Source organism: Neglectibacter sp. X4 (assembly GCF_009917365.1).
In the GTDB taxonomy this organism is placed as follows: Bacteria; Bacillota; Clostridia; order Oscillospirales; family Acutalibacteraceae; genus Acutalibacter.
Genome location: NZ_QWLE01000024.1, coordinates 1 through 21,678, shown reverse-complemented (window position 1 = coordinate 21,678; position 21,678 = coordinate 1). Strand labels below are relative to the sequence as shown.

Below are 21,678 nucleotides of genomic sequence, written 5' to 3'. Positions count from 1 at the left end.
CAAAGATTCAGCCGAAAACTTTGGACGATTTGGGCGGAGCGCGGATCGTTTTCAATCCAGAACACCTCCTGTTATATCGGTGTGTCAGCTTCCCGGATGCGCGGAGGGCCGGTCCGGATTTCCCTCTTGGGCAGCCTGCCCAGGCTCTCGGAAAGCTGCACGAATGCAGCCTTTTGCAGTTCTACCGGCAGAGAGTCCAGTAGCTCCAACAGCATGGCGTGGTCATCCGTCACGGCCTGTACAGTTTTGTCTTGGCAGTTGTCGCAGAGCTTTTCTCTGCGGACAATCACCGACCTGCCGTCAGCAGACTCAGTAAAAGACAGCACGTCGTTGTAGGCAAAACCCACCCGCTGCCTGATTTCATAGGGAATCGTGATACGTCCCCGCTTGCCCAAAATGCGCAGTAGCTTTTTCATTCATCAAGTCCCCTTCCGTCGCAGTTGGCCTCGCAGGGGCAGCTTTCACAATCAAACTCGCAGGGAACAGCGTTCAGCGGGCAGCTTTCGCAGTCCCGGTCGCAGACATAATCCGCTGTGGTATCCGGCGTGTCGATGATGATTTTCCCGGCGCGGGCGCTCACTTGGATGATGCTTTCGGTGTTGATGCCCGCTTCCAGGAACATTTCCAGGGGAACGGACACCAGAATAAATTGCTCACTTTTCAAAATAATCACTTCCTATATCTCAAATGCCAGTTGCGCTGGCTTGGCTTTTTCTCTTTCAAATAAATCGTAATTACCGATAAGCAGTTCCTTGAACTCTTTCCCGGCCTCGTATCTTTGCGCCATGGAGTGTACCCTGGTGAAATCGAACACAGGAAAACCGTCATACAACTCCCGAATCTCCGGGCAGTCGTTATACGAGAGCAGGAACTTTCCCTGCATAGCTGCCGCCGTATCCCGCAGGCGCACATGGTCTGCCCAAGCAAACTCCACCGCGTACATATCCTCTGTGGAGAAATACGGCGGGTCCAGGTAGAAGAAGGTGTCTGGCCGGTCATAATGGTGGATGAGGGTTTCAAAATCCTGATTTTCGATTACCACGTTAGCCAGCCTGCCCTCTAACTGTTGAATCAAACTGAACAGCCGCCGCAAATCAAAGGGCTGGGAGGCGAAAGATTTCTTCCCGCTGGAATAACTGTACCGCAGCAACTTCAGGTACATGGCCGCCCGGCGTACATCGTAATCTTTCGTGATGCGCTGACGTATAGCCTGCAATTCTTCCGCTACTGGAGGTGAAAACAGGACCTCCGTTAGCTCCATTTCTTCTGCCAGGAATTTATCGTCGAACTGTTCATGTTGGAAAAACTTCTTGATAGCCATAAAATCTGCTCTGGAATTGAGGCTGCAAAAGCCCAACTCCCGGATGGTCGCCATGGTGCGCTCTTTCATGCAGTGGAACAGATTCGTAAGGTTCCGGTCAAAGTCGTTGTAAATCTCGAAAGGGTCAGGTGGCTTGCCCAGCAGCACACTGCCGGAGCCGCCAAACACCTCCACGAACCTGCCATATTTCAGAGGAAACAAGCTGTAAATGATGGGGAGGATGGGCGCTTTATTGCCCACCCAGGATACCGGCGATTTGATATATTATCATCTCTTTTCTATGCCGGAAAACTGTCCAGAAAACGAAAAAAGCCGGTATCATCGTCCTCTGAACGATTGATACCGGCCTAAATTTTTGCTATACTTATTTCATGGACATCCCGCTGTCGAGGTCCTCATCTGCCCCCATTTCTGCGGATTCTTCAAACTCGCCCAAATAATTGGGAACATAATCAGACAGCCAAGTCCCGCCAAAGGTATCGTGAGTTTTCAGCCTCCAGATTGCCAGTCTGCCTACATCCACACTGACATCTTTGAAGGGGAACAGCAGGCAGGTCAGGCCGTTGTGCTCGAATGCAGAACACTCCGTAAACTTGCTGCCGTTTTGCAGGATACCTTCCTCGGTCAGCATTTTGTTGAGGCCGTCCACCCACTCCTGCAAATCCCCGCCGCAGCCTTGGAGGATCAGGCCCTCAGTGTTTCCCATGCGGCGCAGGGCGTCAGTAGTGATCTTTTTGATGCTCACAACTTCGGCCCTCCCATATCTTCGCTTTCGTCCTCATCTTCATCCATGCCATAAAATCCCCATAGGCCATTGGCATAGTCGACGGCCTCCTGCCCGGTAGGGTAGAACTCCCCATCCGGCGTTCCGTTGTGGTACTCCACCTCGCCGCAGTTGTGACCGATATCTTCATCTGCCCACTGGTGTACAAAGTCGAGGTCGGGATACATAGCAGCCAGCTTTTCCATGATGGGTGTGGGCGGCGACCAGGCGGTCAGGAACTGTAGGGTCTTACCGTCAAACTGAACACCGCCCTCGTAGCCGTAGGCGTTCCACTTGGTACCCCAATTCCGTGTGCGCCACTTGTACCAGCTGGCAGCGCCGTATTTTTGCTCATTCTGAAACGCCTGCTTGCCCAATTTCCATTCTGTCTGGTCGATGTCGGGGTGAACACGCAGGAATGCCTGCTCGGATTTTTCGGGGATGTTCAGCAGGTCGAAGTCCTCTTTTTTGCCGTTAAAGGTATAGACCTCAATGAAGTCCTGGTAGGCTTTCAGACCACGCGTAGTCCGGGGGCCTTCTTCAATATCCAACTCTGCGGGCATGGGGGTTAGTTTGTTGAAGTCGATGGAACCCAGGCCGTATTCATCGTTCTTGATGGCCGCAAACAGAGTGTTAATCCTGGCAGGATTCCCTTCGATTTTGATAATATTTATTACATGGTTCGGCATGGTGACCTCCAAAAAATGTCTTTGATTTTCTCGCCCAATGCGGAAATGACAGGCACCGTAACGGCGTTGCCAGCCATCTTATAGAGCTGTGCGTTGGACAGCCCGGTATCCGCAGCTTTGTGGAACTGCTCGTCACTAAACCCCTGCAAGCGCCAGCACTCTATAGGCATAAGTTTTCTCACTTTGCCGTAGTGCAGGTTGCCGTCCGTGTCTTGCACAGGGATGGAAAAGGGAGCCTGTCCCTCTACAAAAACACCTGACTTTCCTCCCTTGAACTTGCCGATGCCCGCATCCTGATTTGCCAGCAGACACCTGGCATTTTCGGTCAGTTCCGGGTTTTCGTTCAGGTCGATAAAAAAATATCCCTGGTTATTTCCAGGGGTAACAGTGTGCGCGATTTTATACCCAACCCTGCCGCGCCGGGTATTCATGGTGGCGTAGGCCAGGTCGATGCTGTCGCCGGGCCTGGCAAGCTGATAGCCTGCTTTCGTCATAACTTTTATGGGCAGAGTAACATCGTACAGACCGGTCTTGCCGCCAAACCCGCCAGCGGTGCTGGTCAGGGTAATGGATACTCCGGCGGGGGAGTATACCCGGCACCCTTCCGGGCCAGGTAGGACTTGCTCAAGAGCCGCTCCATTTGTGTCTGTGAAAGAAAGTATTTCTCCGGCACATTTTCCTCTAAGATATCCGACAATATACACCCTTTTGCGGGACTGGGGGACTCCAAAATCCTTGCTGTGTGAGTTGAGCCTGCTCAACTCATGCACCTCAGCCACGCGACATCGTACCCCAGGTCATCCAGCGTAGCGAGGATTGTCGTAAATGTCCGGCCTTGGTCATGAGATAAGAGCCCGGGAACATTCTCAAGCAGCAGAAATGCAGGTCCTTTACTGGCGGCAAGACGTGCGATTTCAAAGAACAGAGTTCCTCTGGCATCGTCGGCAAATCCTCGCCGTTTTCCAGCGATTGAAAAAGACTGGCAAGGGAAGCCTCCGCAAATAAGGTCGATATCCAGCAGCGTGCCGGGGTCGATGGTTCTAGCGTCTGCATAGAAAACTTCTCCTTCTGTGTTGTACATAGCGTTGTACGCCTGATTTGCGTATTTGTCTATTTCGCAGTGGCCCACGCATTCAAAGCCGCCCACGGCCTCAAGGCCAGAGCGAAAACCGCCGTCCCCCGCGAACATATCAAAAAATCGGATAGCCATCTGCCATCCGGCCTGCCTTATAGTTAAATTTCACCTCACATTCTCATTCCAAAATCTTCGTCCTCATCCATGTCCGGTTCGATTTCCTTTTGCCATTGCGGTTCATCTGAGTGGCAGAAGTAGTCATCCAGGCACTGCACGCTCTGGTACAACTCCAGCCACTTTGGATTGTTGGAAATGGTCTCATACTCATACATGGGGGAGCCGTGGTAGCTGACATCCTCGCCGTATACCAATTCTCCGTCCTTGACACAGACAAAGCCATCCCTGGGCGCAAAACCCAGCCGTGCCTTGAGTGCCCTGAACGCCTCCACCGGGTCGATATAGACTTCCTGCTCAAACACAGCCCTGATTTTCATATCTTTCATAGGGATTCCTCACATTCTCATGGACGGGCAGTCCTCGTCCATATCCTGATTTTCTTCCTGTTCTTCTGCCAGTTCTTCTTCGGTCAGCTTACGGAAGGAGTCCTCGCTGGGGATGAGTCCCAGCGACCGGCCATTGTCGAAACGGCAGTGCAGGGTGCCGATATCATCCACCGCCATGACGGTCCCGCGCGTGTTGTCGCTGACACGGTGAATGTCCTGGCCCATACTCAGCAGCATGATCCGGATGCCGGAGGGGTACTCGGCCTTGTATCTCTCTGCCTGACGATGCAGGCGATCCCATTCGTTCATATTGAACCTCGCTTTCCGCGTTATGCAACACTACATTTTCATGCCCTGGTGCTGATCCAAGTGTTCTTCCAGTTCATCCTCGGTGCAGAGGAAATAGCCATCGCCGCTCTGCCAGTAGGAGACGTAGAGGTCGCCCTCATCCGTACTGATGGGCCGCTGCTCGAAGCCCTCTCCAAGCCCATCTGAGCATTGCCCGATGATCTCTTCCCGCAGATCTGTCATTTCTTCTGCGGGAAGCGGTTCCTTGAGGTGGCAGTCGATCCGGCCCAGGAGCCTGCCGTCCATTTCCTCCACCGTCCAGACTGCGGACATGAGTTTGGCTGCTACACCAGGATTTCTGTCCAGATACTGCGCCATGTCACCCATTTCAGGGGCCTGCTCGTCGGCGATGCCTTGCTCGATCTGGTCTTGATACGCAACCAGGAAACCGCTGCCCACCTCGACATACTCGTCGCACTCGCCGTCATCCAGTTGGCCTACCAATGGGCAGTAGAACGTCAGCTTGACCGGACCGGCGGCCTGGGTCATGTCACGGATATCCTCGAAGAGCATTTCCTTGGTAAGATACTGGTTGTGGATGATGTTTTGCTCCAGTTCTGACAGAATTTCTTCTCTGGCGGTGGATACCGCAAAGGCTACGGTGTTGGCATCAGCCAGGGTGTCACCCTTGCTAAACACCCGCAACAGGCCACTTCCGATTTCGTTGTCGGCAGTGAGCTCCACGTCAGCGGCATTGTCATCCGTAAGCAGGATACTCCGGGGCGCTTTTCGGATACCCATTTCTACTATAGCGTGGTGCAGTTCATGGATGTTGATGGGTAGTTCCTTTTCGAGTGTCGCTCCAGCCTGACTAGTGATTTTTACTTTAATCATTCGATACACCTTCTTTCATGAAATAGAAAAAGCCGGTCGCTTGTTTTGGAGATGGCTCTCCAGCGACCGGCTATGTATTTTTAAGGTGAGATGGCCAGCAGTTTTTCTTCTGCTGGCCACCTCATTTCGTTCTATTCTGTTGTTGTGAGGGTTCACTTCCTGCCGGAAAGCCAAAACGCCGTTTTTACATCCACGTTTCGGCACTTTCGAAATCCAGCCTTTTGAGATGCAAAAAACCGCGTGGTTACGCGGTTTTTTGCCCAAATATCTTTTTGGTTTTCCTAGGATGGCACGCCAGAAGGGATTCGAACCCCCGACCTTTTGGTTCGTAGCCAAACACTCTATCCGGCTGAGCTACTGGCGCATAGGATTTTTGGCAGAAGCATTCGCTTCAATCACCGTAATATATTATACGACAATGAAAGAACTTTGTCAAGCATTTTTTCCGAGATTGTAATATGAGTGAAACCAGATAAGGAGAAAACTCAAAATTGCGTTTAAGACAACAGACACAATAATGTGGAGTGAATATCTTATTTGGAGGAACTAGAAGATGGCAAAATCATTATTTGAGGAATTAGGCGGCAAATACGAGTGGCAAGGAGATTATTTAATACCATGCTTAACCATATCCGCCGAAAAAGAACAGCCGATAGGCACATGGGGACAGCGGCATCTGGACTATCTGAAGAAGTACCGAAAGGTTACATACATCAATCTTCTCACAAGCGGCAGGCTCAACGCCTACCTTGCCGACATCGACAGGCAGGCGCAGGAACGCTTTAAAAGGCTCATAGAGGGCTTGAAACAGGAGCAAGGCATAACGGAACAGTTAAAGGCAGAAAACGCCTTAGAATGGACAGGAAGAGTGAATAACATAAGGGCGTGTGCGAGGGGGATTGTGAATAACGAAATAATCTTCGTATAAGTGCTAAAAGTGGCAAGGTATAAAAACTTTGCCACTTTTAGGTTTGTTCTCTTAGATTATCATCAATGAAAGGTTGACTGGATGCGGGAGCAGATGTGCGGAGATACCGTGACAGAGTGGACCTATGGAAATGAGCATGACCGTATGAGCGAGGCGGCGGATTTTCTGGGTGGCCTGCTTTCCCGTGACGGCGGCGTGAAAATATGGTGACTAAACGGGAAATCACCTGTACAGATGATTTCCCGTTCATTCAAAAATTAAATTAGGATTCGATTAGGCTTATTTATATTTGATAAAGTTGTCGATAGCAAAGCGTTTTTCATTAATATATCGTCAGATTTATCTGCTCCAATCACTAAATCTGCTGGATGCAATTTGCCATCGACCATTGCATACACCAAGTCTACATAATGCAAAAATTCTTCATAGCCTCGCGGATCTATTGCGTTAGGGTGTATAATATCATATTCGATGTCAACATTAGTATCTTTATATACTTTAGCCAAAATCTTGTGGTAATCATTTTCTATATCGAAATAAATAATAGGGACATCATATCTGCCCTGAATAATATCGGGCAAAACATATTTAATGCCATTTTTGGTGGCCTTAATCTGTAGGCCGGCTATTTTGGCAGAGATAGTTGAATATCTATCTTGATTTTTCATGATAGTCAATTCGCCAACATCATTAGTCCATACAATATCCCTCTGAGTATCAGATGGGTTATAATGTTTTGGATAATTTATTTTTGTATAGTTTAGACCGGTTCCAAGTGCATAGAATTTTCTTGCCGTTTTTTCTTTTGCTCTCTTTTGGCGCGCAATAGAAAAATATTCCTGATTAATAATGATGTTGTTGTGGCAATTTCTAACAATAATTGCTTCGGCAATTCTACCTAATAGCTGCATTGCGGTTCTATTAATATCGCTCTGTAAGATAACACCGAGTATTAGAGTCCCATTTTCGCTATATCTAATTACATTCAATTCATCGACTAATAAATCGTATAACTGTCTACCATACATAATTTTCTGGATTTCAATATCTTTAGTGCCATATGTAAATTCATCATATGGTTGAGAACATATTATTTGCCCGTTTCCATCAGAAACTACTATATCTACATTGTACATATCCATTAATGCACCTCTCTCGACCGAACATTATCTACATTTTTGTATCATACATACGAATGTATTTGCTTAAAACGAAACCATTCCAATTTGTTCAATTATTATACTGCACACGCTTGTATATTTCAAGATACGAATAACGCACTGCATCCCGATGTCGGAGTATTTGGCTTCATGGACAAGATGACATTATAGGCGCACAGGAGGGACGGCGATTGCCGTGCCTCCTTTTTTTGCCCTTTCTACATATCGGGAAAGGGGGCATGACAATGAATTTATTTGAGGCGGTCAAGGACGCCGTACCAACAATAGCGGCGGCGGAGCATTACGGGATCGAGGTCAAGCGTAACGGCATGGCCTGCTGTCCGTTCCACGATGACAGGACGCCCAGCATGAAAGTGGATAAGCGGTTCCACTGCTTCGGCTGTCAGGAGGACGGGGATGTGATCGACTTTGTGGGCAAGCTGTTCGGCCTCTCCCCCAAGAGGGCCGCCGAGAAGCTGGCGGAGGATTTCGGGGTGCGGTATGAGGGCCTGCAAGCGTGGCAGCCCCAGAGAAGGCCGTCCGTCATTTCCAAACTGGCGGCGGCGCAGGAGTACCGAAAAAAAGAGGAGTGGTGCTACCGGGTGCTGTGCGGGTATCTCCATCTGCTCCGTGACTGGAAGGAGCAGTATGCGCCACAGCCAGAGGACGAGGACTGGCATAAAGGTTTCTACTTCACGATAAAGCGGATGCCGGGGGCGGTCTGGGAAAGACCTGTTGGCCGCCTCTGGCATCCGTAAAAAATTTGGTGTTTAGTTGACACAAGGAGACTTATCACGCTTCGGCAGGAGCTATATTGAGGTCGGCTCTTACTCCGAAATCATCTACCCAGAAGCAGGTGTGAGGTTTATCGCCATCATGGACAACGTGGACACGGGCAGCCTTGAAAGCAACGAATTTGCCGCCTTTACCAACCTTTTCAACGAATGGTATCCCAAAAGCACGAGCAAAAAGGTAAAGGAAGTCAAGAAAGCAAAAGGGTTTGCGGGGGAGCATTTAGGCGCACCGCCCTACGGATATTCGCGTAATCCAGATGACAAAACCCGTTGGCTTGTGGACGAGGAAGCGGCGACAGTCGTCCGCAGGATATTCTCACTCTGCATGCAGGGAAAAGGCGTGTCAGCCATTGCCACAGCCCTCTGGGAAGATAAAGTGCTTACCCCGTCAGCCTACAAAATGTCAAAGGGAATCGGCGTTGCAAAAAAATCGGGACATCCCTATAACTGGGAGCCAGCCACGATTGCATCCATTCTGGAAAATGTGGCGTATATCGGCGTGACGGAGAGCTTTAAATCCACCCGTTTAGGCTTTAAGAGCAAGAAACGTATTCCAACCGCAAAGGACAGGCGGACGTATATCGAGGATGCCCATGCCCTCATCATTGACAGGGATATGTGGGAAAAAGTACAGATGATACGGGAAAATAAACGCAGACCGACCAAAAGCGGCGTGACAAGTATCTTTTCGGGGCTGCTCTATTGTTCCGACTGCGGGGCGAAACTCAGCTTAGCCACAGCAAACGGATATGAGCATTTCCGCTGTTCCATGTATAAAAGGACGAGCAGGGCAAAGGAATGTACGCAGCACTATATCCGAGAGGACGCATTAAAACAGTTGGTCTTGAAACAGCTTCAGCATTTCCTCTCCTATTTACAGCAGTTTGAGCATGTGTTTATCCAACAGCAGATTGACGCCACCCTTGCGGAACGCCGATACGAGTTATCCGCAAAGCAGAAACAGATAGAAAAGGACGAAAAGCGGATAAAGGAACTTGACCGCCTGTTCCGTAAAATCTATGAGGATAATGTCAACGGAAAGCTGAATGACGAACGCTTTTACAAGCTGTCAGACGGATATGAAGCCGAGCAGGAACAGCTAAAGCAGGAAATCGAAGCCTTGACAGCCGAGGTCAGCAAAGCCGACACAGAAGCGACCAATGTCGCCAAGCTGATAGCAGTCACCAAGAAATACACCCACATCGACGAGCTGACGCCCGAAATCCTAAACGCATTTGTGGATAAAATCGTAGTCCATGAGCGTGAGAAAAAGGACGGGAAACGGACACAGCAAATCGACATCTACTATTCCTATGTCGGGATTGTGGACATCCCCACGGACGAGGAAATGCGGGAAATGGAACGGGAATATATGCAGCGTACCAAACGTCAAACCGCCTAAATATAGGCGTGGCAGGAGAAAATCTATGCTCCTGCCGATACATATCTATTTTTATCCCTATCTGGTTTAACCCATTCCGCAAGTTGCTGTAAAAAAAGGAAAGAACCCAAGAAATAGGGGTATCTTTCCTTTTCCTATCTAGGGATTGCTTGAAAAATCGCTAACACCATCTTTTTATCCAAAACGCGCGTTGAAACCGCCCCATTTTGTCTCAAAAATTCGGCACTTTCTCTATTTTCAAACAAGCCCTAATATGCGGATAAACTCCATTACGTGTCCTGCCCATGGTGATGGCGGCAGCCCTTTCCATGTCCATGGCCTGTTTCATAATCCTGCTCAGAGACAGGTTCGCCGGAAAGCTCTGCTATCCATTGACGGATTTCCCGCATGGTCAGTCCTTGCACGTCCTCCGGCGTGACAGAGGAATCCAGGGACTGCAGTTCCAAGAAAGCCAGATATTTACCGCAGGAAAGCCCGGCTTCGTGGGCAGCGGCGGAGTCGGCCATGTTTCCAGTTTGGCAGTGGACACCGCGCCCGCTACCAGCAGAGGTTTCCACCTTTTTCAGCATTTCACCGCTGCGCTTAGGATCGTCGCAGGCCACAAAAATGGACAAAGCCTCTCCGCGTTCCAGGCAATCCCGGATGCCTTCGCTGGCAAGCAAAGTGTCCAGGGCTTGGGAGTAATCGGCAAAAAGCAAACTGACGCTTTGGGCCACTTTCTTCCCATATTCGTTGTAGCCTTCCACGCCAATCACTCTGTCAAAACGGTTGATGGAAAGCTCCAGAGAGGGGTTTATATCCACACTGATGGCGGAAACCGGTGTAAAGAACAGGCCGCCGCCCAACCCCAGAAAAACTGCCAGGCAAGCCGCTGCCCAGAGGAGGGAGGCGGCCCGGCGCTTCCCGGCCCTGCGGGAAACAGCGGCAAGAGTTTTTTCCTTCAGCGACTCCTCGGCCTTCACAGCAGCGAAAGCGTTTTGCAGCCTGTCAACCATTTCCGTCACCTCCCAGCTTTTCCCGCAGCGGTTTTTAGCGCGGGTCAGCAGTGAATACACTGTATTGGTGTTTTTATGTAAAATTTTTCCCATTTCCGGGGCTGTATAGCCTTCAAAGTAATGCAGGTACAGCACATCCCGGTATTTTTCCGGCAAGCCCAGCACAGCTTCCAGCACCCAACGGGTGTCCGGCGGGGCTTGGGCAGGCAGATCCACCAATTCCTCCAAGGGTACTGTGTGTGTACGGAAAAAGCTGCGGAGCAGATCCCTGCAGGCGTTTAAGGTTACCCGGATGAACCATGCCTTTTCATGTTCCTCATTTTCAAACGCAGCAGTGCTGAGGACATACTTCATAAACACATTTTGAAATATATCCTCCGAGTCGGCCTGGTTTTTCAAATGTATCAGGCAAAGCCTGCGTACCATATCGGCATACAGGTCTATTGCCCGGGCCGCCTCCTGCTCGCTGCGCATACGGGGAAAAACTTACCAGCGATGATGGCCGCCGTGTCCCTGGCCATGGTGGCCGCCGCCCCAGCCGTTGCCGTTTCCGTTGCCCCAGCCCTGCCCTTGATGGTGGCAGTTGCCGCCGCCATAGTTGTCGCAGACGCCATCGCCGTTGCTGTCCACGAAATTGCCTTCGTGGTGGCAGTTGCCGCCGCCATAGTTGTCGCAGACGCCATCGCCGTTGCTGTCCACGAAATTGCCTTCGTGGTGGCAGTTGCCGCCGCCATAGTTGTCGCAGATGCCATCCCCGTTGTTGTCTACAAAACAGCCCTCGTGGTGGCAGTTGCCATTGCCGTAGTTGTCGCAGATGCCGTCTCCGTTGCTGTCCACAAAGGAGCAGATGGGGCGTGTCCACCCCGTTTGAAGGCCGTTGCATACCCGGCCCACAGCCCTGCCGTGATGGGACGCTGCCAGAGCACTGGTGGCGGTAAACGTAAGCACCAGCGCTGCTGCGGCAAATCCTGTTAAAAGTTTTTTCATGTTCATTCCTCCAGTCTTTTTTGCCGTTTAGCCGTTTAACGGTTTCATCTCTAATACGTTTGGAAAAGGGAAATCCATGCATCTCAGAAAAATTTTTTTGAAATTTTTATTTTCTTAGAGGCATGGGAAGCCCGGACTTACAGATTCTTATTTCAATTTAATATACATCTGAGGGGAACTGTTGCTGTCCTTGCGCTCCGACTTTATCTCAAACATATCCAGGGAGTCCAGGAAGGGGGTAAGCTTGGAAAAGCCAAAGTTCCGCACGTCAAAGTCGGGATAGCGTTTGCCCAGGATATTGCCCACCTTTCCGATGAAAATCCAGTTGTCCTCATCGGAGTTTTCCCGGACAATCGTGCGCAAGGCCCGGCGCAGGGTGCGCAGGCTGGTGCGCGGCTCCTCAGGGCGCTTGGGTTCTCCTTTTTCCGGTGCTTTCTCCTCTTTAGCAGTCCGGTATTTCTGGGGCGCTTTTTTCGCAGTGCGCTTGGCAGGCTGCTTCTTAGGCGGCTCTGAGGCTTTGACAGGCTCCTCGCCTTCCTCCTCTTCGTTAGCGGCTAAAATGTCCAGATATTTGAACTGGTTGCAGGCGGAGATAAAGGAACTGGGCGTTTTGCTTTCCCCCATGCCCAGCACCGTCATGCCAGACTCCCGCAGCCGGGCAGCCAGCCGGGTGAAGTCGCTGTCAGAGGAAACCAGGCAGAAGCCGTCCACCTTCCCGGAATAGAGAATGTCCATGGCGTCAATAATCATGGCGGAATCTGTGGAGTTTTTCCCGGTGGTATAGCTGTACTGCTGCACAGGCAGCACAGAATTGTCAAGCAGCACGTTTTTCCAGGAAACCAGCGCCGGATTCGTCCAGTCGCCATAAATGCGTTTGTAGGTGGCAACGCCATCTTCTTTGGAAATCTCGTCTAAAATAATTTTGATGTACTTGGATGAAACATTGTCCGCGTCTATCAGCACGGCTACCCTGCTGTCATGGGGCATGAAAGCATCTCCTCGCTCTATTGTTCTCTCGCTCTATTGTTCTTAAATATAAGTATAAGCCATCCCGTTGGAAAAAGCAAGCTTGCGCGTGCCTGCAAAGCGCGTAAAATGGGGGAGGGGCAAAAGCAAAAGGCCGGCAGACAGCCGGCCTTCCTTCAAGTAAGACGCAATTTTCAAGAAGCGGCGCAGCAGTCGTCGCACTGGCTGCACTCGCAGGTGAGCACCTGCCCGGCAGGCGGATCCAGCCGGTATCCCTGGCCCCGGACGGTGACAATGTACTTCCCCTGGCTGCCCATGTGGGCGCGAAGCTTTTTTATGTGGGAATCTATGGTGCGGGTAGCGCCCATAGCGGCATAGCCCCACACCTCCCGGAGCAGGCGCTCCCGGGTCAGCGTCTCGCCGGGGTTTTGGGCTAAAAACAGCAGAAGCTGCCGCTCCATATGGGAAAGCTCCAGCTGCCGCCCACCCAAGGTGGCCCGGTCTTTAGAACAGAGGAGTTCCAGCCCCTCCAGCCAAACAGATTGCATATGTTCCCCTCCCTCAAAACATGCGGATTCTTACTTCTTTGCAGCCATAAGAACGCAGAAACGCGGGGATGCCGGCACTTTTACGCTTAACTAAAACGCCATCCCCATGATAGATACAATTATAATTCTAAACCTTAAAGTCTGCTTTATGTCAAGTATATTTATAAAAAATTCAGAAAAAAGGCTGAAATAATTTGTCATTTTAGAATATACCAGCGGAAAGGGAATAATTTCTTTTTCCACTTTTAACTTTCTATGGTTTGTGTTAAAATAAGGCATGAAAGGGAAAAGGGGAGATGGCATTATGGCAAAGAAGAAAAAACTGAAGCTTACAAAAGAAGAAAGGCAGATGCAGGCTGCAAAGGAGCGCGCCAGGTTAAAGCAGGAGGTAAAAGAGCATCCTGTGCTGGCTGGTACCTATATAGTGCTGCGGATGCTGGTAATCGCTGTGATGGTTCTGCAAATCTTTAACCGGGAATGGTATGACGTGTTCCTTTGCGGCCTTACCCTGTTCCTGTTTTTAATCCCCAGCTTTGTGGAGCGCCGCCTGCACATTGACGTGCCCAACGTCCTGGAGGTTATTATCCTGCTGTTTATCTTTTCGGCGGAAATCCTGGGGGAAATATCGGAATATTACCTGCGCTTCCCCTTCTGGGACACAGCCCTCCATACCTTAAACGGCTTTTTGATGGCGGCTATCGGCCTTGCCATGGTGGATATTTTGAACCGCTCCCGGAAATTCCGCATCCGGCTGTCCCCAGTGTTCGTGGCGGTGGTGGCTTTCTGCTTTTCCATGACCATCGGCGTGCTGTGGGAATTTTTCGAGTATGGCATGGACGTGTTCTTCCGCATGGACATGCAGAAGGATACTTATATTCCAGCCGTCACCTCAGTGCTGTTAAACCCCGACGGGCGTAACGCCGCTGTTACAGTGCCGGTGGAAAGCATCCTCATAAATGGGGAAGCCTGGCCCGGCTATATTGATATTGGCCTGCACGACACCATGAAGGATCTGCTGGTAAACTTTATCGGCGCGGTGGTGTTTTCCTTCATTGGCATGCTGTATATTATGGGCCGGGGCCGGGGAAAATTTGCGCCCAACTTCATCCCGCGTCTGAAGGAACACGAGCTGCCTGTTCCTAAGGCAGAGGAGGAGCCTAACCTGCTTACGCCTATTCCCATAGAGGGGCCGGAGGACGCGGAAAACCAGGAACTCTTTGATATCTACACCCGGGACGGCAGGCCCACAGGGCGGACAGCGCCCCGGGGCGCCGCTCTGGATAAGGACGATTTCCGGCTGGGTGTGCATGTGTTCCTCTATGACGCTCAGGGACGGTTCCTGGTGCAAAAGCGGGCAGAGACGAAGCGTTCCCGTCCTGGCCAGTGGGATATTACCATGGGCCATGCGACGGCTGGGGAAAATGCCATTGAATGCGTCTTGCGGGAAGTGCGGGAGGAACTGGGCCTTGAACTGGTCCTGGAAAACCTGGTGAAGGCATATCGCTGGCTGGAAAAAGGGCCGCAGATGTTTACGGATGTGTTTTTCGCCCGGATAGAGCCGGACAGCGGTGAAATTTCCCTGCAAAAGGAAGAAGTTTCGGAGATAAAATGGCTGTCAAAAGCAGAGATGCTGCAATTTATAGAGAAACTGCCTGACCGCCCTGTGGAATACAAATATATAGTGTCCCAATATATGGAATCCTGCATTGGGGAAAGCGCCGGGGATTCCTCTCCCCAGGCAAAAGAGGACTGCGTTTTCTGTAAAATCGTGGCAGGGGAGGCCCCTTGCTATAAAATTTACGAGGATGAATCTGTTCTTGCCTTCCTGGATATTGCCATGGATGCCCCCGGGCATACACTGGTGATTCCCAAAGAACACCAGGGAGAGCTTTTCGCAAGCGGCCCGGAAACATCTGCCCGTCTGATAGAGGCGGTGCGCCTGATTTCCCGCCACTATGTGGAGGACTGCGGCTATGACGGTGTGAACATCTTAAACGCCAGCGGCACTGCCGCCCAGCAGAGCGTGCCCCACCTGCATTTCCACATACTTCCCCGGAAAAAGGGCGACGGCCTGAACACCTGGCCCAGCCTGGGAAGCCATAAAACAGATCTGGAAGCCATGCAGAAGAAGCTGACTATGATAGGGCAGGAAAAACAAAAGACAACAAGCAACCATTTGGATACGCCAAAATTTATGGAAGAAAGGGGATAGCAGCTATGAAAACGTCATCCGCCAACGCACCAGGGAGGGAAGAAGCATAGTCCTCCCGCCATACCCGGGAGGTACAAATGAACAAGAACAAAGCAAGCGTAACTGTACAATTGGACGATGCAGCCTTTTCCCTGAAGCGGCCTGCAGATTTTTCCTGGCTTAGCTCTATAGGCCGGGTGTTCCAGGCGTTTTCCCAGAACGACTCCGGGAACATCAGCTTTGGGGTGGACACAGGAAAAGAAAAGCTGTTCATTAAGGCAGCAGGGCTGGAGACACTGGAAAGCGTCTGCACACCCCAGGAGGCGGTGGAAAACCTGAAAGCTGCTATGGAAGTTTATGAGGACATCCGCCACCCGGCCCTTATCCGCCTGCGCAGGCACTATCCAGTGGGAAATCTGTATGTGGCGGAATTCGGCTGGGCGGAAGGGGACTGCCTCCACGACCACTGGAATTTTGACTACTACGAGGCCCACCCGGAGGTGGCGCCGCCTGCCCGGCGCTTTAAGGAACTGCCTGTGGAAAAGCGGCTGGAGGCCTGCCGGACGCTGTTTTCCTTTTTGGGGGAGACAGCCCGGGCGGGATACGTGGCGGTGGATTTGTATGATGCCAGCATTCTGTACGACTTTAACCGGGACAGGACAACCATCTGCGACATCGATCTGTTCCGGAAGACCCCGCTGGTGAATACGGCGGGGGAGGGGTATTACGGTTCAGAGCGCTTTAAGGCCCCGGAGGAATATATCCTGGGTGCGGCAGTGGACGAGCGCACTAATGTTTTCACCCTGGGAGCATTGCTTTTCAGCTTTTTCGGGAATTTTACCCCTGCTGAAAGGCAGCGCTGCTATGACGAAAAGCGCTTTGTCCCCTGCCGTCAAAGCGCCTGGGAATTAAATTCCGCCGCCTACCGCGCCGCCTGCCGGGCTGTGTCTCCCTCCCCGGCAGAGCGCTTTGTCTCCATTGCGGCCTTTTCCGCCGGGTGGGAAGAGGCGGTTCGGCAAGGAACGTGAGAAAAGCGCAGGGAAAGCCCTGCTTTGGAGGAAACATATGGATTTGCAAAAGCTTACTTTTTTTACGGAGGGTAACACCTTTACCGGAAGCGCCTCAAAGGATCTGGCGGCGGGCCTGCTGCTGCGCTATCTGGTGGAGCCGGACAAGGAAAACGAACAGTTAAAAGCATATGCCTGGCGGAAGGATTTGTGCTTCGAGCGGGCAGGGGAGAAGGAGGAACGGGAGTTTCCCATGACCCAGCAGGGCTTGGAAGAGGCAGACGCCTGGCTGCAGGGCTTGTTTGACGCGCTCTGATTCCCCCCTTCCCCTCTGGGGGGATTAAGACCGTGGGACTTTGTTCCACACCCTACGGCCCTTTTTGGAAAAAGGGCCGACCCAAAAACTGCTGTACCCCGCCTCATGGCCTATAAGGCCACGAGGCGGGGTACAATGGTTTTATCGTCCACCTTTTTTCTCAAAAAAGGTGGCAGGGTTTGGGGCAGCGCCCCAAGATTTACCCCCAGAGGGGAAGGGGGTATCAGATAACGCCCTGGGCCAGCATGGCGTCGGCAACCTTCACAAAGCCCGCGATATTGGCGCCCACCACATAGTTCTTGGGATGGCCATATTTCTCGGCGGCTGCGTCGGCATTTGCGAAAATTTTCTCCATAATGCCCTTAAGCTTTGCGTCCACTTCCTCGAAAGTCCAGGAAAGGCGCTGGCTGTTTTGGCTCATCTCCAATGCGGATGTAGCCACGCCGCCTGCGTTTGCGGCCTTGCCAGGGGCAAACAGTATGCCTGCCTTCTGCAAGATTTCTGTGGCCTCCATGGTGGTGGGCATGTTAGCGCCCTCTGCCACAGCAATGCAGCCGTTTGCTGCCAGGGCCTTGGCGTCCTCCTCCAGCAGCTCGTTCTGGGTAGCGCAGGGCAGGGCGATATCGCACTTTACGCTCCACACGCCCCTGCCCTCATGGTATTCAGAACCCGGACGGTAGTTTTTATATTCGGTGAGACGCTGGCGTTTTACTTCCTTGATTTCCTTGATAGCCGCAAGATTAATGCCCTCGGCATCGTAAATCCAGCCGGTGGAATCAGACATGGTGACAACCTTTGCGCCCAGCTCCATGGCCTTCTCGCAGGCATAAATGGCCACGTTGCCAGCGCCGGAAATGGCGACTGTCTTGCCTTTGATATCGTGGCCGTTCTTTTTCAGCATGGCGTTTGTGAAATACAGCAGGCCATAGCCTGTGGCCTGGGTGCGGGCCAGAGAGCCGCCATAAGTCAGGCCCTTGCCGGTAAGAACGCCTTCAAAGGCATTTTTCAGGCGCTTGTACTGTCCAAACATGAAGCCGATTTCCCGGGCGCCTGTGCCGATATCCCCGGCAGGCACATCGGTGTCAGGGCCAATGTGGCGGAACAGCTCTGTCATAAAGCTCTGGCAGAAAGCCATAATTTCCCGGTCGGACTTGCCCTTGGGGTCGAAATCAGAGCCGCCCTTGCCGCCGCCAATGGGCAGGCCGGTGAGGGAGTTTTTGAAAATCTGCTCGAAGCCCAGGAATTTGATAATGCCCAGGTTTACGGAGGGGTGCAGCCGAAGGCCGCCCTTGTAGGGGCCAATGGCAGAATTAAACTGTACACGGAAGCCGCGGTTTACTTGCACCTTGCCGTTATCGTCCACCCAGGGCACCCGGAACATGATCTGCCGCTCCGGCTCTGTGATGCGCTCTAAAATGCCGGCAGCTTCATACTGGGGATTCTGTTCAATAACAGGCTCCAGAGAGGTGAGCACCTCGGTGGCAGCCTGGATGAACTCTGGCTCGTGCGCGTTCTTTTTCTTCAAAATTTCCAACTGTTCGCTTACATAAGACATAATACTATCCCTCCAAATTGCAAGTTGACTACATGAATCCTGCAAAAACATGGGTATATCTTACCATAAACCCGGGAAATTTACAAGAAGCAATTTGTATAATTTCGTTTTGAGCTTCAAATATAGGGATTTGTACAAAAATAGCACTAGGCGGGGGCCGCTTCTTGTGAAAGCCATAAGGGGCATAACCCTGCGAGCAGCAGAAAGGAAACTCTGCCTGTTCGGGGGGAGGCAAAAATCACTTTGGATTTTGCGAAAATTCGGCTTCCTTTTTGTACAGGCTTATGGTATAATCTAAATGCTTTCTGTATCCCGCCGGGGATAAGGGGATTGCGAGGAAGAAATCCCCTTTATGAGAGCGGCGCTGGCTTACGCCTATAAAGCAGACCAGCCAGCCGGAAGCTTGAAAAATGCGTTTTTCAGGCTCTATACCACCTCAAGGAATAAGGAGTTAATTTTATGGCCCACTTTTTCCGGGGCTTACGCCCCAGTGCCTGCAAACGCCCTCTTGCCGCCCTGTTATGCTGTTTGCTGCTGGCAGGCACCCCTGTTTCAGCGGCGGAAGCGCCTGAAATCCCGGAAAGCGGATCCGCTTCTGTTTTAGAGGACTTGCTGCAACAGGATCTCCCGCCCCTTGCAGCAGAGGAAGGAATCCAGCCGGGGGGAGAGGCAACGGATCCTGTTTCCCCTGACAGCAGCCCTTCGCCGGAACCAGGGAACCCGGATGGCGGCGATCCGGAAGAAGATCCAGAAGGGGATCCAGACATTCCGGAGGAGCCGGAGGTTACCACTTATACAGTAACCTTCCAGATGGGTAAATTCGGCATGAAAGAGTATACAGTAGAGGATGGGGCCTTGCCGCCGGAGACGCCTCAGATTCCGGAACTGCCTGCCGCCCAAGTGCTGGGATGGTTTGACAAAGCCGGTCAAATGGTGGAGCCTGCCGAACTGCCCATTACTGAGAATACTACTTACACAGCGCGTTGGGGCCGTACAGCGGCGGAGTTTTTGCAAACCGATACCCACGAGGCTTACATAAAAGGCTACGCCAACGGTACCTTCAAGCCTACTAAAAATGTTACCCGCAGCGAGGCCGCCCAGCTTTTTTATAACCTGCTACGTGCTCCCAGCGGGGAAAGCGTCCTGGGATTCCCGGATGTGCCTGCCAGCAAATGGTATGCCCAAGCGGTAAATGAGATGTCTGCCTTTGGTATTTTGCAGGGCTATGCTGACGGCAGCTTCAAAGGGGAATATTCCATCACCCGGGCAGAATTTGTGAAAATGGCGGTCAGTTGCGACACCCTTCAGGACATAGCCTGCCCCTTTGCCGATGTTTCATCCGATTCCTGGGCTGCGCCATATATTGCCACCGCTTACAGCAAGGGCTGGATAAGCGGCTATGAGGACGGCACCTTCCGCCCTAACGCCGCCATCGTCCGAGGGGAGGCTGTGGTTATCCTGAACAAGATGCTGGGCCGCCAGCCGGATCCGGGCATCAAGGAAAAAACCACTGTCAAGAATTTTTACGATGTGTTCCCCTCCAACTGGATGTATCCCCACATTGTAGAGGCTTCCACTACCCATGAGTTTACAAAGACAGAGGAGGGCGCAGAGGCCTGGGGCGCTTATGAAGAGGATTTGAGCAAGCCCACCAGCGGCTGGATAAAGGACGAAGACGGAAAGCGGTATTACCTGGACGGCACTACTCGGAAATTTCTCCGAGGCATGCAGACCATCCAGGGCGTGAAATATCTGCTGGACGGAAGCACTGGCGCGGCTTTTACAGGCTTTCGCAGCGAGGGAAAATGGCGGCGCTATTATGTAAATGGCTTAATCCAGGATGACATTTCCTCCCTGGGCCTGGTTTCCGGGCCTTACTATATCAAGGTATATAAGCCCTCCAATTATTTGATTATCTACGCCAAGGAAAAGGGGGGAAGCACCTTTAACGTGCCAGTAAAAGCCATGCGTGTTTCCTGCGGCTACGGCACTCCTACAGGATACTTCCGCACCCCCACCCGGTATCGCTGGCTGCAAATGATTGGCAACACCTGGGCGCAGTGGTGTACCCAGATTTCTGGCAATTACCTGTTCCATTCTGTACCCAACTGGACCCACAGCAACATGGATTTAGAGGTAGGCGAGTATAACCACCTGGGGAATACCCGCTCTGCTGGATGCATCCGCCTGAACTGCCGGGATGCTAAGTGGATATATGACAACTGCAAACTGGGCACAGAGGTGACCATCACCTCCCAGGAGACCAGCGGCCCTCTGAAAAAGCCTGCTGGCCTGACGATCCCTTCCTGGCATACGTGGGATCCCACAGACCCCACAGCCGTCTGGAAATGCAAGCAGAAGGGCTGCCATTAAAAGTAAATACACACAAGTAAAGAGAGTCAATGAAACTCCTGCAAAGGCGTTTTGTTGGCTCCTTTTACGGCTTTAGCGCAAAGTCCCCCTGGCTTTGCCGGGGGGACAAGAATCTTTAGATGAAAGAAAACCTCTTTGCAACAAAATAGAAGGGGTCTAGGCAACCGCACTACATTACAACAAGGAGGAAAGTCAAATGAATGACATCAATAGTTTATCACATCCTAAAGTACAGTTTACAAGGGACTACACAGGGTAACGGTCTGACGGGTGCTGAAATGCCCGTCAGATTTTCCATGTGATGTTCAAGCTGTCGCTTGTGGCGGCAATGGTGGTAATCATCAAATCCACCACCCGCCGCTTGTCGTCAAAGGATACGCTGTCCCAAGTGTCGAGGTAGCCGGAAATCTGGCTGACCTGTTCCGGGCTGATAGCTTCCACCGTCAACTCCGCTATCTTTGCCAGAAGCTCCTGCTTGCGTCCGTCCAGTTCTGCTATCTTTACATTCACATAGGAGAGCAGCACATTGTTTGCGCCCGTCAGACTGTCCACCAGCTTTTCAATCTCGCTGTCAACATGGGCAAGTCCCACTTGCAGGGCAGTGATTTTGGGATTGGCCTTTGCCGCTTTCTTCCTGCCTGTCAGCGTCTTGTAGCTGTCCAGCTTTTTCACCATCTGCTGATACACAACCGCTTCCAGTTCTGCCGTGATGATTTTCCCACAGCCGGGACAGCTTTTGTTATCCAGCCGTTTCGTACAGCGGAGGTACTGTCTGCCGGAGGGATTGAAGATACTCATAAGGGCGTACCCGCAGTTCCCGCACTTAATTTTCCCCGCCAGCCATGTATGAATGGAGCTTATTCCCACATGGAAAAGCGCGGCTCACGCTACCTGCGCTATGCCCTCTACAATGCCACAAAGTA

Annotated in this window: 23 protein-coding genes, 1 tRNA gene and 1 pseudogene; 7 read left to right on the top strand and 18 right to left on the bottom strand. The window is 51.7% G+C overall.

Going from position 1 to position 21,678, the window contains the following annotated elements; genetic code table 11:
* Positions 1–71: 71 nt before the first annotated feature.
* From D1841_RS09710 to D1841_RS09665, 11 genes are all read right to left on the bottom strand, one after another.
* Positions 72–416, bottom strand: a complete 345-nt coding sequence (locus tag D1841_RS09710) for an AbrB/MazE/SpoVT family DNA-binding domain-containing protein (RefSeq protein ID WP_201751276.1) — start codon at positions 414–416, stop codon at positions 72–74.
* Positions 413–664, bottom strand: a complete 252-nt coding sequence (locus D1841_RS09705) for a hypothetical protein (RefSeq protein WP_160642940.1) — start codon at positions 662–664, stop codon at positions 413–415. The genes D1841_RS09710 and D1841_RS09705 overlap by 4 nt, the downstream gene beginning before the upstream one ends.
* A gap of 12 nt (positions 665–676) precedes the next feature.
* The gene (locus D1841_RS09700; RefSeq protein WP_334466959.1) at positions 677–1,561 is read right to left on the bottom strand and encodes a DNA adenine methylase; all 885 of its coding nucleotides are present in this window, start codon (positions 1,559–1,561) and stop codon (positions 677–679) included.
* 124 nt (positions 1,562–1,685) lie between these two features.
* Positions 1,686–2,066 carry a hypothetical protein gene (locus D1841_RS09695; RefSeq protein WP_201751275.1) on the bottom strand — a complete coding sequence of 127 codons (381 nt, stop codon included), beginning with the start codon at positions 2,064–2,066 and terminating at the stop codon, positions 1,686–1,688.
* On the bottom strand, positions 2,063–2,773 hold the full coding sequence (locus tag D1841_RS09690) for a hypothetical protein (RefSeq protein WP_160642939.1): 711 nt from the start codon (positions 2,771–2,773) through the stop codon (positions 2,063–2,065). Before D1841_RS09690 ends, D1841_RS09695 begins: the two co-directional genes overlap by 4 nt.
* Complete coding sequence (locus D1841_RS19820) at positions 2,758–3,552, bottom strand: DNA cytosine methyltransferase (protein ID WP_334466956.1); 795 nt, start codon at positions 3,550–3,552, stop codon at positions 2,758–2,760. Before D1841_RS19820 ends, D1841_RS09690 begins: the two co-directional genes overlap by 16 nt.
* The gene (locus tag D1841_RS19815) at positions 3,531–3,983 is read right to left on the bottom strand and encodes a DNA (cytosine-5-)-methyltransferase (RefSeq protein ID WP_334466954.1); all 453 of its coding nucleotides are present in this window, start codon (positions 3,981–3,983) and stop codon (positions 3,531–3,533) included. The genes D1841_RS19820 and D1841_RS19815 overlap by 22 nt, the downstream gene beginning before the upstream one ends.
* Before the next feature lie 35 nt (positions 3,984–4,018).
* Positions 4,019–4,351, bottom strand: a complete 333-nt coding sequence (locus tag D1841_RS09680) for a hypothetical protein (protein WP_160642938.1) — start codon at positions 4,349–4,351, stop codon at positions 4,019–4,021.
* Positions 4,352–4,360: 9 nt separating this feature from the next.
* Positions 4,361–4,660, bottom strand: a complete 300-nt coding sequence (locus D1841_RS09675; protein ID WP_160642937.1) for a DUF4314 domain-containing protein — start codon at positions 4,658–4,660, stop codon at positions 4,361–4,363.
* A 30-nt stretch (positions 4,661–4,690) separates the two neighbouring features.
* Complete coding sequence (locus D1841_RS09670; RefSeq protein ID WP_160642936.1) at positions 4,691–5,533, bottom strand: hypothetical protein; 843 nt, start codon at positions 5,531–5,533, stop codon at positions 4,691–4,693.
* Between the two features lie 287 nt (positions 5,534–5,820).
* Positions 5,821–5,897: transfer RNA gene (locus D1841_RS09665), tRNA-Arg, on the bottom strand.
* Between the two features lie 189 nt (positions 5,898–6,086).
* On the opposite strand from D1841_RS09665, the gene D1841_RS09660 reads away from it, so the two are divergent.
* Positions 6,087–6,461 carry a TnpV protein gene (locus D1841_RS09660; protein WP_135977009.1) on the top strand — a complete coding sequence of 125 codons (375 nt, stop codon included), beginning with the start codon at positions 6,087–6,089 and terminating at the stop codon, positions 6,459–6,461.
* A 257-nt stretch (positions 6,462–6,718) separates the two neighbouring features.
* Here the strand turns inward: D1841_RS09660 and D1841_RS09655 are convergent, their stop codons facing one another.
* The gene (locus tag D1841_RS09655) at positions 6,719–7,603 is read right to left on the bottom strand and encodes a hypothetical protein (protein ID WP_160642935.1); all 885 of its coding nucleotides are present in this window, start codon (positions 7,601–7,603) and stop codon (positions 6,719–6,721) included.
* 263 nt (positions 7,604–7,866) lie between these two features.
* Between D1841_RS09655 and D1841_RS09650 the strand changes: the two genes are divergently transcribed.
* Both D1841_RS09650 and D1841_RS09645 read left to right on the top strand, forming a co-directional pair.
* Positions 7,867–8,379 (top strand): CHC2 zinc finger domain-containing protein, encoded by a 513-nt coding sequence (locus D1841_RS09650; RefSeq protein ID WP_237076282.1) that lies wholly within the window; start codon positions 7,867–7,869, stop codon positions 8,377–8,379.
* 100 nt (positions 8,380–8,479) lie between these two features.
* Positions 8,480–9,817 (top strand): DUF4368 domain-containing protein, encoded by a 1,338-nt coding sequence (locus D1841_RS09645; RefSeq protein WP_166554253.1) that lies wholly within the window; start codon positions 8,480–8,482, stop codon positions 9,815–9,817.
* Between the two features lie 269 nt (positions 9,818–10,086).
* Here D1841_RS09645 and D1841_RS19810 read toward each other — a convergent pair whose 3' ends face one another.
* The 4 genes from D1841_RS19810 to D1841_RS09625 form a co-directional block, all read right to left on the bottom strand.
* Positions 10,087–11,286, bottom strand: coding sequence for a sigma-70 family RNA polymerase sigma factor (locus D1841_RS19810; protein ID WP_160642932.1), 1,200 nt, complete (start codon positions 11,284–11,286; stop codon positions 10,087–10,089).
* Positions 11,287–11,298: 12 nt separating this feature from the next.
* Positions 11,299–11,799, bottom strand: coding sequence for a hypothetical protein (locus D1841_RS09635; protein ID WP_161879978.1), 501 nt, complete (start codon positions 11,797–11,799; stop codon positions 11,299–11,301).
* Between the two features lie 147 nt (positions 11,800–11,946).
* Positions 11,947–12,786, bottom strand: coding sequence for an NYN domain-containing protein (locus tag D1841_RS09630; protein WP_160642930.1), 840 nt, complete (start codon positions 12,784–12,786; stop codon positions 11,947–11,949).
* Positions 12,787–12,959: 173 nt separating this feature from the next.
* Positions 12,960–13,313: a winged helix-turn-helix domain-containing protein gene (locus tag D1841_RS09625; RefSeq protein ID WP_160642929.1), complete on the bottom strand. Its 354-nt coding sequence runs from the start codon at positions 13,311–13,313 to the stop codon at positions 12,960–12,962.
* A gap of 304 nt (positions 13,314–13,617) precedes the next feature.
* On the opposite strand from D1841_RS09625, the gene D1841_RS19805 reads away from it, so the two are divergent.
* The 3 genes from D1841_RS19805 to D1841_RS09610 all read left to right on the top strand — a co-directional run bounded on the left by D1841_RS19805 (position 13,618) and on the right by D1841_RS09610 (position 16,827).
* The gene (locus tag D1841_RS19805; protein WP_160642928.1) at positions 13,618–15,525 is read left to right on the top strand and encodes an HIT domain-containing protein; all 1,908 of its coding nucleotides are present in this window, start codon (positions 13,618–13,620) and stop codon (positions 15,523–15,525) included.
* 77 nt (positions 15,526–15,602) lie between these two features.
* Positions 15,603–16,532: a hypothetical protein gene (locus D1841_RS09615; RefSeq protein WP_160642927.1), complete on the top strand. Its 930-nt coding sequence runs from the start codon at positions 15,603–15,605 to the stop codon at positions 16,530–16,532.
* A gap of 37 nt (positions 16,533–16,569) precedes the next feature.
* A complete protein-coding gene (locus tag D1841_RS09610) occupies positions 16,570–16,827 on the top strand; it encodes a hypothetical protein (RefSeq protein WP_160642926.1) in 258 nt (85 codons plus the stop codon).
* A gap of 223 nt (positions 16,828–17,050) precedes the next feature.
* Here the strand turns inward: D1841_RS09610 and gdhA are convergent, their stop codons facing one another.
* A complete protein-coding gene (gene gdhA, locus D1841_RS09605) occupies positions 17,051–18,382 on the bottom strand; it encodes an NADP-specific glutamate dehydrogenase (protein WP_160642925.1) in 1,332 nt (443 codons plus the stop codon).
* 459 nt (positions 18,383–18,841) lie between these two features.
* On the opposite strand from gdhA, the gene D1841_RS09600 reads away from it, so the two are divergent.
* A complete protein-coding gene (locus D1841_RS09600) occupies positions 18,842–20,755 on the top strand; it encodes an S-layer homology domain-containing protein (RefSeq protein ID WP_160642924.1) in 1,914 nt (637 codons plus the stop codon).
* Between the two features lie 285 nt (positions 20,756–21,040).
* Here the strand turns inward: D1841_RS09600 and D1841_RS09595 are convergent.
* Positions 21,041–21,604: pseudogene (locus D1841_RS09595) on the bottom strand (recombinase zinc beta ribbon domain-containing protein); the annotation flags it as partial.
* Between the last annotated feature and the right edge of the window lie 74 nt (positions 21,605–21,678).

Coding starts and splice junctions, on each gene's coding strand:
- D1841_RS09710 (WP_201751276.1), bottom strand. CDS start 416: ATGAAAAAGCTACTGCGCATTTTGGGCAAGCGGGGACGTATCACGATT.
- D1841_RS09690 (WP_160642939.1), bottom strand. CDS start 2,773: ATGCCGAACCATGTAATAAATATTATCAAAATCGAAGGGAATCCTGCC.
- D1841_RS19815 (WP_334466954.1), bottom strand. CDS start 3,983: ATGGCTATCCGATTTTTTGATATGTTCGCGGGGGACGGCGGTTTTCGC.
- D1841_RS09680 (WP_160642938.1), bottom strand. CDS start 4,351: ATGAAAGATATGAAAATCAGGGCTGTGTTTGAGCAGGAAGTCTATATC.
- D1841_RS09675 (WP_160642937.1), bottom strand. CDS start 4,660: ATGAACGAATGGGATCGCCTGCATCGTCAGGCAGAGAGATACAAGGCC.
- D1841_RS09670 (WP_160642936.1), bottom strand. CDS start 5,533: ATGATTAAAGTAAAAATCACTAGTCAGGCTGGAGCGACACTCGAAAAG.
- D1841_RS09660 (WP_135977009.1), top strand. CDS start 6,087: ATGGCAAAATCATTATTTGAGGAATTAGGCGGCAAATACGAGTGGCAA.
- D1841_RS09655 (WP_160642935.1), bottom strand. CDS start 7,603: ATGGATATGTACAATGTAGATATAGTAGTTTCTGATGGAAACGGGCAA.
- D1841_RS09650 (WP_237076282.1), top strand. CDS start 7,867: ATGAATTTATTTGAGGCGGTCAAGGACGCCGTACCAACAATAGCGGCG.
- D1841_RS19810 (WP_160642932.1), bottom strand. CDS start 11,286: ATGCGCAGCGAGCAGGAGGCGGCCCGGGCAATAGACCTGTATGCCGAT.
- D1841_RS09635 (WP_161879978.1), bottom strand. CDS start 11,799: ATGAAAAAACTTTTAACAGGATTTGCCGCAGCAGCGCTGGTGCTTACG.
- D1841_RS09630 (WP_160642930.1), bottom strand. CDS start 12,786: ATGCCCCATGACAGCAGGGTAGCCGTGCTGATAGACGCGGACAATGTT.
- D1841_RS09625 (WP_160642929.1), bottom strand. CDS start 13,313: ATGCAATCTGTTTGGCTGGAGGGGCTGGAACTCCTCTGTTCTAAAGAC.
- D1841_RS19805 (WP_160642928.1), top strand. CDS start 13,618: ATGGCAAAGAAGAAAAAACTGAAGCTTACAAAAGAAGAAAGGCAGATG.
- D1841_RS09615 (WP_160642927.1), top strand. CDS start 15,603: ATGAACAAGAACAAAGCAAGCGTAACTGTACAATTGGACGATGCAGCC.
- D1841_RS09610 (WP_160642926.1), top strand. CDS start 16,570: ATGGATTTGCAAAAGCTTACTTTTTTTACGGAGGGTAACACCTTTACC.
- gdhA (WP_160642925.1), bottom strand. CDS start 18,382: ATGTCTTATGTAAGCGAACAGTTGGAAATTTTGAAGAAAAAGAACGCG.
- D1841_RS09600 (WP_160642924.1), top strand. CDS start 18,842: ATGGCCCACTTTTTCCGGGGCTTACGCCCCAGTGCCTGCAAACGCCCT.